At 72.5% G+C, this 15240-nt stretch carries 9 protein-coding genes and 1 pseudogene; all 10 read right to left on the bottom strand.

The genetic code is table 11. The features are described 5' to 3' along the window. Positions 1-36 precede the first annotated feature (36 nt). Positions 37-985: pseudogene (locus ACWD0A_RS01520) on the bottom strand (IS30 family transposase); the annotation flags it as partial. Between the two features lie 166 nt (positions 986-1151). Beyond that, positions 1152-1313 (bottom strand): hypothetical protein, encoded by a 162-nt coding sequence (locus tag ACWD0A_RS01515; RefSeq protein ID WP_451293553.1) that lies wholly within the window; start codon positions 1311-1313, stop codon positions 1152-1154. Then, positions 1310-2365 (bottom strand): hypothetical protein, encoded by a 1056-nt coding sequence (locus tag ACWD0A_RS01510; protein WP_451293511.1) that lies wholly within the window; start codon positions 2363-2365, stop codon positions 1310-1312. Before ACWD0A_RS01510 ends, ACWD0A_RS01515 begins: the two co-directional genes overlap by 4 nt. A 55-nt stretch (positions 2366-2420) precedes the next feature. Then, a complete protein-coding gene (locus tag ACWD0A_RS01505) occupies positions 2421-3002 on the bottom strand; it encodes an HNH endonuclease (protein WP_451293509.1) in 582 nt (193 codons plus the stop codon). 77 nt (positions 3003-3079) lie between these two features. Further along, positions 3080-3700 (bottom strand): hypothetical protein, encoded by a 621-nt coding sequence (locus ACWD0A_RS01500; RefSeq protein ID WP_451293507.1) that lies wholly within the window; start codon positions 3698-3700, stop codon positions 3080-3082. Positions 3701-3878: 178 nt separating this feature from the next. Further along, a complete protein-coding gene (locus ACWD0A_RS01495) occupies positions 3879-5021 on the bottom strand; it encodes an acyl-CoA dehydrogenase family protein (protein WP_451293505.1) in 1143 nt (380 codons plus the stop codon). Further along, the gene (locus ACWD0A_RS01490) at positions 5018-6208 is read right to left on the bottom strand and encodes an acyl-CoA dehydrogenase family protein (RefSeq protein ID WP_451293503.1); all 1191 of its coding nucleotides are present in this window, start codon (positions 6206-6208) and stop codon (positions 5018-5020) included. Before ACWD0A_RS01490 ends, ACWD0A_RS01495 begins: the two co-directional genes overlap by 4 nt. Before the next feature lie 15 nt (positions 6209-6223). Then, a complete protein-coding gene (locus ACWD0A_RS01485) occupies positions 6224-7642 on the bottom strand; it encodes a condensation domain-containing protein (RefSeq protein ID WP_451293501.1) in 1419 nt (472 codons plus the stop codon). Then, on the bottom strand, positions 7642-10998 hold the full coding sequence (locus ACWD0A_RS01480) for a non-ribosomal peptide synthetase (RefSeq protein WP_451293499.1): 3357 nt from the start codon (positions 10996-10998) through the stop codon (positions 7642-7644). Before ACWD0A_RS01480 ends, ACWD0A_RS01485 begins: the two co-directional genes overlap by 1 nt. Further along, the gene (locus ACWD0A_RS01475; protein WP_451293497.1) at positions 10991-15127 is read right to left on the bottom strand and encodes a non-ribosomal peptide synthetase; all 4137 of its coding nucleotides are present in this window, start codon (positions 15125-15127) and stop codon (positions 10991-10993) included. Before ACWD0A_RS01475 ends, ACWD0A_RS01480 begins: the two co-directional genes overlap by 8 nt. Between the last annotated feature and the right edge of the window lie 113 nt (positions 15128-15240).

Genomic DNA, 15240 nt, shown 5'->3' with positions numbered 1-15240 from the left:
ACCCCGTGAATGTCTCCACCCACATCGTCTCAGCCCTCAACACCCCACCCATACAGGGAAAATGCCCATCCTGCCGCCTTCTGCAACGCGCTTTAGGTCCAGTAGCTTGGCGAGGCGCTCGGCTGGGGTTTCCAGCCGAGCGTTTTGCGTGGGCGGCTGTTGAGTTCGGCGGCCACGGCCGCGAGGTGCTCGGGCGTGTGGCTCGTCAGGTCGGTTCCCCTGGGGAAGTACTGCCGCAGCAGGCCGTTGATGTTCTCGTTTGATCCGCGTTGCCAAGGGCTGGCCGGGTTGCAGAAGTAGACCGGGATGTCGGTGGCCACGGTGAAGCTCCTGTGGGCGGCCATCTCCGAGCCCTGGTCCCAGGTCAGGGAACGCCACAGATACGGTGGGAGAGTCTGGACGGTTGGGGCGAGCGCGTTGCGGGTCGCGATGGCGCTGTGGCCGTGGGGGTAGGTGCACGAGCATCACGTAGCCGGTGGACCTCTCGACCAGCGTCCCGATGGCGGATCGTCCGTCCTTGCCGATGATGAGGTCGCCTTCCCAGTGTCCGGGAACCGCCCGGTCCTCGGCCTCGGCAGGCCGGTCGCTGATCATGATCATGTCCTTGATCGGGCGGGAGACACGCTTGTGGGCATGGCGCCGCGGGCGTCGGCGGGCCCGGCCGGTGCGAAGGGTGCGGGTCAGTTCCCGCCGTAGTTCACCGCGGCTCTGGACGTAGAGGGCCTGGTAGATCGTCTCGTGGGTCACGTGCATCTCCGGCCGATCAGGGAAGCGTGCCCGCAGGGCCTGGCAGATCTGCTCGGGGGATGAAGTCCCGCAGCTCGGGACTCTGGCCGATCTTGCCGAGTTTCGGACGTGGCCGGCGCGATTCGGCACGACGCTGGGCGGTGTGCGGCCGGTAGGACCGGCCTCCGTTGGGCATGGTGCGTCGGTTGCGTCGTATCTCGCGGCTGATCGTGGAGGGGCTGCGGCCCATCCCAGCGGATGCTCATGGCCGGTTCCGAAGGCGGGCAGAGCCGGGTGAGGGCAGTGAGGTCGGTCATGGGATTCCTACGCGGCGTCGGTGTTGCTGTGCTGCGTGGTCGGGGTTGGCGGAGTCAGTGTCGTTGGACCCGTCTGCCTGCATGAACGAGAGGTGTTCGGTGCAGCGCTCACTCGTCCTGCGGCGGCAGCATTCGAAGGTGGCGGGCGAGCGCGACCTCGAGGAACGTACCGCGCAGTTCGTGACGGGTTCGTCCTCGCGTCTTGACCGCGTGGCAGTTCGGGCAGAGGGCGATCATCTGGCTCGGGTGGTCGCGTCCTTCGTCGGCTATCTCCTCGATGTGGTCGACTTCGAGGATGGGAGCTCCGCTGTCCGTGACATCCGCCGGCTGCCCGTGGCAGGAGGATTCTCACAGCGCCCCTGGCTTCGGAAGAGCACCGCGTTCCGGGCCGTGCTGGAGCGAATCGGATCGCGGGAGACGTGCTCCTGTCTGCGGCCCTGGGTCGACTCCTCGCGTCGCTCGACGAGACGGCACCACCTCTCGTACCGAGCCGCCATGGCCACCGGGTCTGCGGGTATGGACGTGCCGGGGTCGGCGTCATCGGCCACCGTGTCGTCGTACAGGCCCACATCGTTGAGGAGCGGAGTCTCGTCGAGTCCCTCGAAGAACCGGTCGACGAGCGTCTCGATCAGCGCAATACGGGTCTGCCCCGAACGATGCACGGCGTCGTGAAGAGGTGCGGCAAGACCTCCGGACGGTCGCTGATCGGCAAACCAGCGCTTGAGCGTCGAGTCGCCATGAGCAGGAGGTACAGCCCCGGAGTGGTCCTGAAGGGTCCACAGACCGGCGTGGTGGAGGGCAGCGATCGGATAGTCGGGGCGTGGCCGCTCGCCGCGCATGCCGTGCCGTGTGAGCAAATCTGTCAGCGCCTCGTTGGTCTCGGCCCACGAGAGAATGCGTGGCTCACCACGAGTTGCCCGGCCGATGGCCCACAGGAGGGTGATCGGTTGGTAGAGGCGAGGCCCGGAGGAAGTCCTGCCGATCCTCAACTTCTCGACGCGGGTTATCAGTTCGACCGGTGTCGTATCGGTGCCAGGCACCCGAAAGACTACAGGGAACCCAAGGTTACGCAGCAGTTCGGCGGCATGCTCGTGGCCGCCGGACAAGCGCGCGTCACGTGCTCGCAGCGGTTCCTGTCCAGGGAGGTAGCCATGCGCGGCCCCGACAACGGCCTTTGAGTCGTACTCCTTCCCGTCGATCAGGAGCAGGTAACTGCGCGCACGCCCGAAGCCGTACCTCTGCAGGAACGGATCCCTGCCAAGCCGGTCGCACTCTGCCGCGGCCTGCAGAATCTCGGACCGCGTGATGTCAGTCAGCGCCATGACTCGAACGGTAGACGACGCCTCCGACAGCCCGGGCAGGTCTGCAGGACGCGGTCTATCCGTCCTCGACGCTTCCCGTGATCTCAGCGGCCAGGGCCACAGCGTCCTCGTCGGGCAATCGGTCGCGTCGCCCTGGTGCGTGCTTGCCGTACAGTACGCGATCTGCCAATCGTTCCCTGGCCACGGCGGGTCTCTTCAGGCCCCATGTGTACGAGTCGCTGTTGCAGAACCGGTGGGCGAGGGCGACGTTGTCGAGGGTGTCGGTGCCACCGGCGACGATCTCGACGAGGTGATGGACGCTCGGGGAGCAGGGGTGCGGCTGCACGAACGCTCGGTCTACGGCGCTGCGGCAGATCACGCAGCGCCACCCGTCGCGGTCCCCGATCAGTTCAAGCGTGTAGACGTCGCGAGGGCCGCTCTCGCGGATGCGCTGTCGGCGCCGACGATTCTGGCGCCGCTTGATCGCCCGGTGTCGTTCCGACTTCCGCTCGTGCTCGGTGAGGCGCAACCAACGGTCCTGATCGAGCACCTCGAATGTCCACTGCCTGGGGCGTCCCCCACTCACCTCGACGACGTGGCGGCGCCCCTTGCCGCTCCGCTGGTCCTGTTCCGTGGTGCCGGGGCGCTCCTCGTTCATGAGGCCCATTCTGCGCATGGCACCGCGATCGCACACCGTACTGCGCCGGTCCCGCTCGAGCCGGATCCCCCCACCGGCTACTTCCGGTGGCGGTCCGGATCGTAGATCGCGGGAAGGAACGGCCTGATGTCCAAGGCGTAGAAGCCGTACTCGAGCTGCTGGTACCAGACGCGGTTGTCCTCCAGCTCCTTCGCCACCTGAACGGGCACGCCGCCCTTGTGGTCTCCGGTGGACACCATGACCACGAAGGAGGTGCCCGTGTCACTGGTATCGGACGGATTGTCGATCACGGTGAATTCCCAGGTGGCGGCACCAGGCACCTCCGACACGGCCGCGAGTCGCTGCAGCACGAATGCCGGCTGCTTCAACAGCACTCCGGACTGCGCCCGGATCGCCAGCGCCCCTGCATCCACAATGCGCCATGGAGGCTCAGGGCGTGTGTGATGGACGTCGGAGAACAACTCGCTCCGCAGCTGGGAGTATTCGGAAGCTGTTCTTGCCAGGCGTCGGGTGTCCTCAGCCAGCTCGTGTCTGGTGTCGCAGCTCTGCAGCAGCGCCCCCAGCGAGTCGAGCCGCCCCCGGACCCACGGCTTGAGGAACCGGTCAAGAGCGCCGAGGCGATACGCCTCCTCGGCTGACTCGGCGACGAGTAGGGCACCACAGCAGAGGGCCTTGTACCTGTCGACGAGACTGTCCATGGGTTGTCCCTCCCCCGAAGGCGTCTGATCACGATATCCGTCGCCGCAGCCCCGGCAGTGCGGCTTGGCTCGATCCGCAGGAGGAAGGAGCTCTGCAACCTGAGCCCGAACGTGGGCAGCGGCTCCGCCCGGCCCCGGGCCGGCCGCCCGGGGGCACCCGGCCCGGGGCGACCGGCCGTCAGGGCATGTGCGCCGCCGTGTCCCACAGGCGGGCGGGGCGGCCGCAGCGCAGGGCCTCCCAGGCGGCGCGGCGGTAGCAGCCGGCGACCAGGCCGTCCCGTACCAGGCCCGACGCGCCGTGCAGGTGGACCGCGTCGCGGGTCACGTCCAGGGCCGTCTCGGCCGTCAGGGCGATGAGGCCCGCGGCCTCGCCGGGCGTGAGACGGTCCTCGTCGAGGTCCTTGGCCGCGTCCCCGACCGCCCAGCGGACCGCGTCGAGACGGGCCAGCAGCCCGGCCACCCGCAGTCGCGGCCCCTGGTGCTTGACCAGCGCCTGGCCGAACTGACGGCGGCTCCTGATCCGGGCCACCACGGCGGTCAGCGCCGCGGCGGTGATGCCGGCGAGAAGCGACGCCTGGTGCACGGCCGCCCGCAGCCCCACCCGGGCCAGGGCCTGTTCGGCGGCGATCCCGCGCAGCAGGACGGCCTCGGCGGGAATGCGGGCGTCGTCGAAGACCGCACTGGAGACCGCTCCCCCGCCGTGGTCGCGCAGCGGTCGCAACTCGACCCCCGCCGCCGGCAGTTCCACGAGGACCACGCAGGACCCGTCGGGCCCGTCGGCGAGGACGAGCAGCGAGCCGGGAGCGACACCGGCGGCGAAGGGCCCTCCCGTGCCGGTCAGGACGACACCGCCGCTGTCGCCGTCCGGCTTCCATGTGATGCCGGGCGGAACCGCTCCGCACGGGTCCGGCAGCCGGCCCGGGAGGGCCACGGGGTGCTCACCGGCCCGGACCCGGTCCAGCAGGCCCTCGATCCCTTCCGGCGCGAGCGGGCCGAGCCCGGCCAGCAGGTCGAGGGCGAGCAGGGTGTCGGTCAGCGGCAGCGGCTGCATCGCGTTCCCCGCCTCCTCGCAGACCATCGCGATGACGGCCTGCCCGAGGTCGAGCCCGTCCCGGTCGATGGGCAGAGCGAACTCCCAGGCGCCGACCTGCGTCAGGGCCACCCAGGCGCACTCGGCGGTGCCGCCGGAGTCGAGCTCCAGGCCCTGGCGGACGGTGAGGCGGAGCTGGCGGAAGAGGGAGTCCTCCTCCTCGCGCTCCCGCCACCGTTCGGCGGGAATCCTGCCGCCGGCGTCCTGTTCCGTCGTCGCGCTCTGTGTCACGGCCGTACCTCCGCCCCTGAGTCGAGACGCAGCCGGGCCAGCGTCTCCAGCATCATTTCGGCGGTGCCGCCGGATATCCGCATCCCGGGGGCGTCGCGCATCGCCGAGTCCAGTGGGTGTGCCACCCCGTCGACCTCCGGGTCGTCGAGGGTCATGCTGCGGTCGCCGTCGAGTTCGGCCGCCCACCAGGCGACCTCGGCGGCGAGTTCGGTGGTGTACCACTTGGCCGCCGCGGCCTCGTCCTCGTTGAGTTCGCCCCGGTCGAGCCGGGTCAGGACGCGCCGTACGAGCGTGCCGGCGGCGAGCAGCCGGGCGTTGAGCTTGGCCAGGCCGATCTGGTCGTGCTGGCCGGCCTCCAGCCGGTCGGTGTGCGCCTCCAGCCGTTCGACGGCGGCGCGGTACCAGCGCAGGGCCTTGACGTAGTAGTCGAGTCCGGTGCGCTCGAAGGCGAGGGTCTTGACGACGATGGCCCAGCCCTGGCCGATCGAGCCGACCACGTCGTCGGCGGTGACGGCCACGCCGTCGAGGGTGACCTCGTGGAAGGCGTCGTCCCCGATGCCGGGGACGGCTCTGATCGTGACGCCCTTCTGGGCGAGGGGGACGAGGAACAGGCTGAAGGCGTCGTCCTCGCCGCGGGCCAGGCACAGTCCGTAGTCGGCGAGTCCCGCGAACAGCGAGTGGACCTTGGTCCCGTACAGCTTGTAGCCGCCGTTCCCGTCGGAAACGGCGCGTGTGGACAGGATGTTGAGGTCGGATCCGGCCTGCGGCTCGCTGAAGAGCACGCAGCCGAAGGCGGTGCCGGCCGCGAACCCCGGCAGGTGCCGGGCCTTCATCGCGGGGCTCGCGACATTGAGCAGGGTGGAGCCGACGATCTGCACGGTCAGCGTGTGCAGCAGGTCGGGCACGTCGTGCATCGCCAGTTCCTCGACGAGCACGGCGGCGGCGACCTGGCTGACCCCCCGGCCGCCGTACTCCTCGGGCCACTGCGGGGCGAGCAGACCGGCCTCGCCGAGTGCCCGGTGGACGGGACGGGGGTCGCGGGTGCGCCGGGCTGCGGCGACGGGTGCGGACACCAGGACGTCGTGGATCTCCTCGCGGAGGGCGCGCATGGGCGTACGGGGCACGCCGTCGCCGGAACGGACGAGGCCGCAGTCGGCGGGCGCCCGGTAGAACTCGGTGGTGAGCAACGGATACTCCCAGGGCTAGCGGTTGATGATCCCGGGGGCGGCGGGCGATACGGCGGCGTGCCTGAGGACGTCCTCGATGCCGGTGAGCAGCGCGGTCACGTCCTCGGGTGCGGCGGCCCGGCGGTTGAACTCGGCTGTTCCGCCGATCTCGCCGTCGCGTTCGACCAGGCCGATGCAGGCCAGGGTGGCGGCGGGGTCGGGGCTGTAGAGCTCCAGGTGGCGTGCGGGGGGACCGGGCAGCTGGCTCACCTCGATTCCGGAGAGGCCGAAGGACACGGCCGGGTAGTTGTGGAGGGCGAACAGGACGCTGTAGGGCTGGGTCCCGTCGGTGAAGAGCTCGTCGACGGGAAGTCGCTGGTGCCCGAGGGCGTCGGCCACCGAGGCGCGGGTGCGGTGCAGCAGCCGGGCGAAGGACGGATCCCCCGACAGGTCGATCCTGATCGGGACCACGGTGGTGAACTGCCCCACCGCGCCTTCGAGCTGGGTCGCGAAGCGGCCCGCGGACGGGGTGCCGACGACGACGTCGGTGCTCCCGTCGCGGCGGGCGAGGACCACCGCGAGGGCCGCGAGCAGCGTCATGAAGGGGGTGGCCCCCTCGGCGGCGCCGAGGGCCAGTCCGGCGTCGAGCGCGCTGCCGGGTCCGCGGTCCAGGTGCACCGGCAGGTGGCCGCGCTCGAAGCCGCCCTCGGCGCGGGGCGCCGCCGGGACGCCGGCGAACGCGGCCCGCCGGCGCTCCAGTTCGGCGGCGCCGTCCGGCGACGCGAGCCAGCGCCGCTGCCAGTCCGCGTAGTCGGGGAACTGCAGTTCCGGTGGGGCGAGGCCGGCCGCACCGTCCCGGTAGCCGGCCGCGAGGTCGGTGAGGAACACCCCGGACGACCAGCCGTCGAAGACCGCGAGGTGCGAGGCGAGGATCAGCACGTGCTCCTCGGGGCCGACGGTCAGCAGCCGGAAAGCGCTGGTCTCGCCGGTCTCCAGGGACAGGGCGGTCCCGGCGCTCTCGGTGACCGCCCGCCGTACGGCGTCCTCCCGTTCGGCGGGTGTGCGGTCCGTGAGGTCGGTCCGCGTCAGCCGCAGGGTGGGCCCGTCGTCCACCGTCAGCTGGGGGCGGCCGCCGTCCGGGGCGTCCGTGATGCGGCAGCGCAGCGCCTCGTGACGGGCGAGCACGCCGGTGAGCGCGTCCCGCAGCCGTCCGGGATCGAGGCGCCCGGTGAGCCGCACGGCGTGCGATCCGGTGCCGGCGCCCGGCCGGACGTGCTCGCGTCGCCGCAGCCGGGCCTGGAGGGCGGTGGCCGGGACCGGCCCCGCGCCGGAGCGCGGGGCCGGCCGGGCGGGGACGGGGCGCCGGGCGGCCAGCAGCATGCGGGCCAGTTCGCGTCTGGACTCCGGGAGGGCGGCGAGCGCCTGGTCGACCCCCGCGTCCGATGGGGCGGTCATCAGGCGCCGTCCGGGGTCTGCAGGGACCTGAGCAGGGCGGCGGCCTCCTCGTCGGACATGTTCTCGATCTGGTCGAAGACCGCCAGCAGCCGGTCCTGTTCGCCGGCCGCCTCGGCTTGCGCGGCGCGGACGAGGTCGGCCAGTCCGGCGACGGTCGGGCGGCCGAAGAAGTCGGCGAGCGCGATGTCGATGCCGAAGACGGCGCGGACCCGCGAGACGACGATGGTCGCCTGGAGCGAGCTGCCGCCGAGCGCGAAGAAGTCGCCTTCGACGTCGGGGCTGGACCACTCCAGCAGCGGGGTGAGGATGTCGCGGCAGATCTGCTCCTCGATCTCGTCGCGGGGCGGGGTGCCGCCGGTGGTGGCGTGGTCGACGGGCAGCGGCAGCGCGGTGATGTCGACCTTGCCGTGCCGGGTGAGCGGCAGCTCGTCCAGCACGACGACCACGGGGACCATGTAGCCGGGGAGCCGGGAGGCGGCGTAGGCGCGCAGCACTTCGGCGTCGACGACTTCGGAGGCGTACGCGCCGACCTGTTCGACGGTGACGTACGCGGCGAGCATCTTGTCGCCGCCCGCGGCGGGCTGGGCGAGGGCGATGGCCTGCTGGACGCGCGGGTGGCTCATGAGCACGGCCTCGACCTCGCCCGGTTCGATGCGGTGTCCGCGCAGCTTCACCTGGCGGTCGGTGCGGCCGAGGAACTCCAGGTTGCCGCCCGGCAGCCAGCGCACCAGGTCGCCGGTGCGGTAGAGGCGCTCGGTCTCCGGGCCGTCGGCGTAGGGGTTGGTGACGAAGCGCTCGGCGGTCAGCTCGGGCAGGCCCAGGTAGCCGCGGGCGACGCCGGGGCCGGCGACGCACAGTTCGGCGGGCACCCCGGGCGGCACCGGGCGCAGCCGGTCGTCGAGGACGAACGCCTGGTGGCCCGTCATGGGCCGGCCGATGGGCGGGTTGCGGTCGTAGCTGCCGGTGCAGTCCATGAGGGTGACGGCGACGGTGGCCTCGGTGGGTCCGTACCCGTTGACGAACCGGCGGTCCCCCGTGGTCCATTCGGCGACCAGCCTGCCGGGGAACGCCTCGCCGCCGACGGACACCAGGCGCAGGGCGGGCAGCCCGGCCTGGTCGAGGAGGGGCAGCAGCGCGGGCGGCAGCTCCGCGACGGTCACCCCGTCCTCGCGCATACGGGTCTGGAGCAGGGCCGGGTCGCGGCGCTCGTCGTCGGTGGCGATGACGAGCTCCCCGCCGGCGAGCAGGGTCGTGAAGACCTCGAAGACGGAGACGTCGAAGGTGAGCGGGGCGAAGTGGAGCACGCGGTCGGTGGTGCCGATCTCGTACGCCCTGGCGATGGTGCGGGAGAAGTGGGTGACCGAACGGTGCTCGATCATCACGCCCTTGGGTGTGCCGCTGCTGCCCGAGGTGTAGAGGACGTAGGCGAGGTCGGCGGGGGCCGACGTCGGCGGCAGGGACGGCACGTCGCGCACGGGAGCGTTGTCGCCCGCGGTGACGCGCTCCAGCGGCACGGGCAGTTCGGTGGCGTCGTCGACGAGGGCGTGCCGCACGCCGGCGTCGGAGAGCACGGCCCTGGTGCGGTCGGCGGGCGCGGTGGGGTCGACGGGCACGTAGTGCGCGCCGGCCTTGAGGATGCCGAGCAGTCCGGCGACGGCTGCGGGGCCCCGGCCGAGGCAGACGGCGACTGGGTCGCCGTGCCGCACGCCGCGGTCGCGCAGGCGGTGGGCGATCGCCTCCGACCAGCGGTCCAGGGCCGCGTAGTCCAGCGTCGTGGCCCCGTGGCGGACGGCGACGGCGTCGGGCCGGACCGTGGCGCGCTCGCGGAAGGCGCGGTCGAGGGTGGTGGTCCAGGCCGCCTCGTCGAGCGGACCGCCGCGGGACAGCTCGCGGGCGTGCCGGGAGGCGGCCGGCTCCTCGACGAGGCTGAGCTCGCCGATCTGCATGTCGGGGTTCTCGGCCACCTGCTCGATGACTCGCCGGAAGGCGGTCAGCAGCGCGGAGGCGGTGCCGTGCCGGTAGAGGGAGGTGTTGTACTCCAGGGACAGTTCCAGGCCGTCGTTCTCGCCGACGAGGAAGCTCATGTCGAACTTGGCGGCTCCGTCGTGCAGTTGCTCGACGGCGAGCTCGACTCCGCCGGCCTCGGCCGTCTGGGTGCCCCAGCGGCCGAGCGAGGTGAACTCGATCTGGAACAGCGGGTGTCGCAGCGGGTCGCGGGCGGGTCGGACGGCGTCGACGACCTGCTCGAACGGCAGCTCGCTGTTGGTGAAGGCGTCCATCACGGTGCCTGCCGTGCGGGCGACCAGCTCGCGGAAGGTGAGGGTGTCACCGACCTCCGTGCGCAGGGTGATCATCTGGACGAAGCAGCCGATGACCCGCTCCAGGTCAGGGTGCGGGCGGGAGGCGCTCGCCGTGCCGACGACGACGTCCTCGGTGTGCGTCCAGTGCCGCAGCAGCGCGTTGAATGCGGCGAGGAGCGTGGTGAAGACGGTGGTGTCGGAGCTCTCGGCCACCGCGTTCAGCCGGTCGAGCAGTTTCTGTTCCAGGGTGAGCGACAGGCCGCGTCCGTCGCCGCGCGTCTCGGGCGTGCGCGGGTGGTCGGGCATGACCTCGGTGGCCTCGGCGCCCGCGAGCAGCTGCCGCCATTTGTCGGCCAGTGCCCGCCGGTGCTCGGGGTGTTCCAGCTTGGCGCGCTGCCAGGCGGCGAAGTCGGCGTACTGGACGGCGAGTTCGCCTGCCTCGGGGCGCTTGCCCTGGGCGGCGTCGGCGTAGCCGGCCGTGAGTTCCTCGGTGAAGATGCGGGTGGAGCCCGGGTCCCAGACGACGTGGTGGACGACCCACAGCAGGATGTGCCGGTCGTCGGCGAGGCGTACGAGGTGGGCGCGGACGGGCGGCGCCTCGGCGAGGTCGAAGGGGGCGGCCGCGCAGGAGGCGGTGAGTTCGGCGAGGTCGTGGTCGGGGTCGTCGCTGTCGCCGAAGTCGCTGGTCTGCACACCGAGGACGAAGCCGGGCACGGGCTCCTGCCAGGGCACGCCGTCGACCTCGACGAGCTTGCTGTGCAGCACCTGGTGGCGGGCGACGACCGCGTTGAGCGCCTCGTGCAGGGCGGCGCGGTCGAGCGGGCCGTCGAGGCGTATCGCGAGTGCGATGTTGTTGCGCGCCTTGCCCGCGCCCAGCCGGTCGACGAACCACATCTGTTCCTGCTGGAAGGAGGCACGGGAACGGGGTCCGTGGTCGCTGCGCTTGAGTTCGTTGCGGTGACCGACGGGCGCGGTCATCTGGTTGCGCATCCGGCCCAGCAGCCGGGAGCGCTGTCCCTGGGGCAGCCGGCCGAGCCGTTCGGCGAGGTCAGACATGGGTTCCTCCGTTGCGGTGCAGGTCGGCCAGCAGCGCGGCGAGCCGGTCGGGCAGGTGCTTGGCGAAGTAGTGACGGCCGCCGGGGATGACGGCGAGCCGCAGGTCGCGTGCGTAGCGGCCCCAGGCGCGGTGGCCCTGCTCGTAGCCCTCGGTCGCGTCGTCCGCGTCGCCGACGATGCAGGTGAGCGGGGTGACGAGAGGAGGTGCGTAGCCGTCGGGCGTGCGGGCGAAGAAGCGGGCGGCCTCGGTCATGTCGTGCCGGACCATCCTGAGCACGGCCGTCAGATCGCTGTCGTCGAGGACGCCGTCGAAGCCGTCCATGGCGGTGAGGTAGCCGACGAGGTCGTCGTCGCTGGAGACGCGTTCCATCTCCAGCGCGTACTCGGGGTCCTCCTCCGGGAGTGCGGCGGCGAGGTGGAGGGCGACCGGCCGCAGGCCGTCACGCTCCAGGACGCGGGTGGTCTCCAGGGCCGAGACGACGCCTGCGCAGTGGCCGTAGACGGCGAAGGGTCCGGTGACGGTCCGGGCGATCTCGCGGGCGGCGAGTTCGGCGAACTCGCCGACGGGCAGCATCGGGCCGGGGTTGAGCGGGTCGTGTCCCGGCGGGGAGACGGCCAGCAGCTCGATGTGGGGCGGGAGGTGGGCGGCCAGCGGCTGGTAGGCGATGGCGTCGCCGCCGCCGTGCGGGAAGCAGACGAGGGTGAGCGCGGCGGGGCCTTCGGCGGGCCGCGGGGACAGCCGGTGCAGGAGCCGGTGCGGGGCCGGGCCGTCGGCGGCGCCCTTGCCGAGTTCCGCGGCGCGGGCCGCGAGGCCGGCCGGGGTGGGATTGCTGAACAGGTCGACGACGCGCAGGGCGTGTGCCTGCGGTATCGCCTCGGCGACGGCCCGCACCGCGCGGACGGCGGCGAACGAGTCACCGCCGAGGGCGAAGAAGTCGTCGTCGGGCCCGACGGACTCAAGTCCCAGGACCTCGGCCCAGACCGCGGCCACGCGCCGTGCCGCGGGGTCGCCGTCGGTGGGTGCCGCGGGCGCCGCGGACTCGGTGGGCGACTCGGCCGCGGCGGGCGCGGTGGTGGCGGTGGGCGCCGCGGCCGCGCGCCGGCCGCTCGGCGGCTCGGGCAGGGCCTTGCGGTCGACCTTGCCGTTGGGGCTGAGCGGCAGCCGGTCCAGGACGACGAGTTCGGCGGGCACGCAGTGCGGCGGGAGCACGGTTCCCAGCGCTCCGCGCAGGGCGGCCGGGTCCGGGGCGGCCCCGTCCTCGGGGACGACGTAGCCGATCAGGCGGGCCGAGCCGGCGCCCTGGCGGGCGACGACGACGGCCTCGCGGACCCCGGGCTGCTCGCGCAGGGCGCTCTCCACCTCGCCGGGCTCGATGCGCAGTCCGTTGAGCTTGATGCGGAAGTCGGTGCGGCCGAGAAGTTCGATGGTGCCGTCGGGCCGGTAGCGGGCGAGGTCGCCGGTGCGGTAGAGCCGTTCGGTGCGGCCGGGTTCGAGTTCGACGTGGACGAACTTCTCCGCGGTCAGTTCCGGTCGGTTCAGGTAGCCGCGGGCCAGCCCCACTCCCCCGAGGTGCAGTTCGCCGGGTACGCCCACGGGCACCAGCCGGTCGGCGGGGTCGAGGATGTAGGTGCGCTGGTTGGCCATGGGCCGGCCGTAGGGGAGTTTCGTCCAGCCGGGGTCCACCCGCCCGACCCGGTACTCCACGGAGTGGATCGACGCCTCGGTCGCGCCGCCGAGCGCGGCGAACGCCAGCCCTGGGGCGAAGGCGCGGAGCCGGTCGGGCTGGGTGACGGGGATCCAGTCACCGCCGAGGAATGCGGTGCGCAGCCTCGGCAGGGCGGGGCCGCCCGCGTGCTCGAGCTGGTCGAGGAGAAGGCCCAGCAGGGCGGGCGCGGAGTTCCACACGGTGACGCCGTGACGCTCGATCAGATCGACCCAGTGGGCGGGGTCCTTGGCCGCGGCGGGGTCGGGCAGGACGAGGGTGCCGCCCGCGGCGAGCATGCCGAGCGTCTCGTACACGCTCATGTCGAAGCTCGGCGAGGACAGTGCGAGGACCGCGTCCGCGGGACCGATGCCGTAGGAGCGGTTGAGGTCGAGCAGGTTGTTGACCACGCCGCGGTGCTCCAGCGCGATGCCCTTGGGGGTGCCGGTGGACCCCGAGGTGAAGATGACGTACGCGAGATCACGGGAGGTGACGGGGACCGCCGGCCGGGTCGCGGGCAGCGTCTCGAGCACCGCCCGGTCGGTGTCGAGCAGGACGCGGACGGTGTCGGGGCCCAGCGGGAGCCGGCCGATCAGTTCCGAGTCGGAGACGACGATCGGAGGTGCGGCGTCGCGGAGCAGGAGGCCCAGGCGCTCGGCGGGGTACTCGGGGTCGAGGGGGACGTAGGCGGCGCCGGCCTTGAGGACGGCGAGGATCGCGGTGACGAGCCCCGGACCGCGGCGCAGGCACAGGGCGACGGTCCGGTCCGGTCCGGCGCCCGCCTCGGCCAGGTGGTGGGCGAGACGGTTGGCCCGCTCCTCCAGCTCCCGGTAGGTGACGGTCCAGCCGCCGAGTCCGCCGCAGACGATGGCCGCCGAGTCGGGGCGCCGGTCCGCGTGCTCCTCGAACAGGTGGTGGAGGCAGGCGTCCTGCGGGAACGGCGCGCGGGTGGCGTTCCAGTCGTCGAGGGCCGTGCGGCGCTCGGCGCGGGTGAGCAGCGGCAGGGTGGAGATCGGCACGTCGGGCACGGCGACCGCCGCTTCCAGGGTGGTCAGGAAGTGGCCGAGCAGCCGGTCGACGGTCGCGGCGTCGAAGAGTGCGGTGGGGTACTCCACGAGGGCGCGGACGGCGCTGCCCGTGTCGTGGACGCTGATCATCAGGTCGTACTTGGTGGCGCGGGAGGAGAAGTCGATGGGCTCGGTGTCGAGTCCGGCGAGGCCGGGCGCGGTGTCCGGGGTCTCGTCCAGCAGGAACATCACGGAGGTGAGCGGCGGGCGGCTGGGGTCGCGCGGCAGGCCGAGCGCGTCGACGATCAGGTCGAAGGGCAGCTCCTGGTGCGCGTACGCCTGGAGCGTGGTGTGCCGGGTGGAGCGGACGAGTTCCGCGAAGCCCGTGTCGCCGCCCGTTCTGATGCGCAGCGGCAGCGTGTTGACGAAGAACCCGACGAGGTCGCTGAAGGCGGGGTGGTCGCGGCCGGAGACGGAGGTGCCGACCACGATGTCCTCCTGGCCGGTCCAGCGGCGCAGGGTGGCGGCGAAGCCGGCGAGCATCGTCATGTAGAGGGTGGCGCCCTCCGACTTGCCGAACTCGCGCAGCCGGGCGATGAGGCGTGGCGGCAGGTCGATGTAGCGGGACGCTCCGGCATGGCCGAAGACGGGCGGCCGGGGCCGGTCGGTGGGCAGGTCCACGGGGGTGGCGCCGCTCAGCTCCTCGCGCCAGAAGCCGGTGAGCTTCTCCAGGCGTTCGCCGCTGATGCGGCGGCGCTGCCAGGCGGCGAAGTCGGCGTACTGCAGGGCCAGGTGGGTGAGCGGCTCGGCGGCAGCTCCGACGCGTGCCGCGTACGCGCGCTCGAGCTCGGTGTAGAGCAGCCGCATCGACCAGCCGTCGGTGACGATGTGGTGCAGGTTGAGGACGAGGACGTGGTCGTCGGCGCTGATGCGGGCCAGCGAGGCGCGCAGCGGCACGGCGCCGGCGAGGTCGAACGGCGCCGCGGCGTCCGCGTCGTAGAACGCCCGGACGGCGGCCTCGTCCGGCAGGTCGCTCACCGGCAGCGGCAGCCGGAAGCCGTGCAGCACGTGGGGCTCGGCCTCGGCGGCGCCGGGCACGTCCCGGTAGACGGTGCGCAGGACCTCGTGACGGTCCACGACGTCCTGGAGCGCGCCGTGCAGGGCGGGCACGTCGAGGGGGCCGCGGATGCGGGTGGCGACCGGGACGTTGTAGGCGGGGCTGCCGGGCTGGAGCTGGTCGATGAACCACAGGCGGCGCTGGGCGAAGGAGAGCACCGGCGCCTCGGAGGGATCCCGTGGCGCCGGTTCGGGGTCCTCCCGTACGGCGCCGCGCCCTCCGCCCCGGCCCGCGAGGGCCTGGAACAGTGCCCTGCGGTTCTTCGGCAGTGCGGCTATGCGTTCGGCGAGGGACTCGCTCACCTTGTGCCTCCGTGCGGTCTGAAGGAAGAGGGATACGGCGAGTGGGGGCGCGGAGCGCCCCGGTGGTCGGGGTGACGCCCCTGTCTCGGGCGGCGCCCGCCGGCGCCGCCGCA

The sequence above is a fragment of the Streptomyces sp. NPDC002867 genome (assembly GCF_053591895.1).
This window is presented reverse-complemented; position numbering and strand designations above follow the sequence as displayed.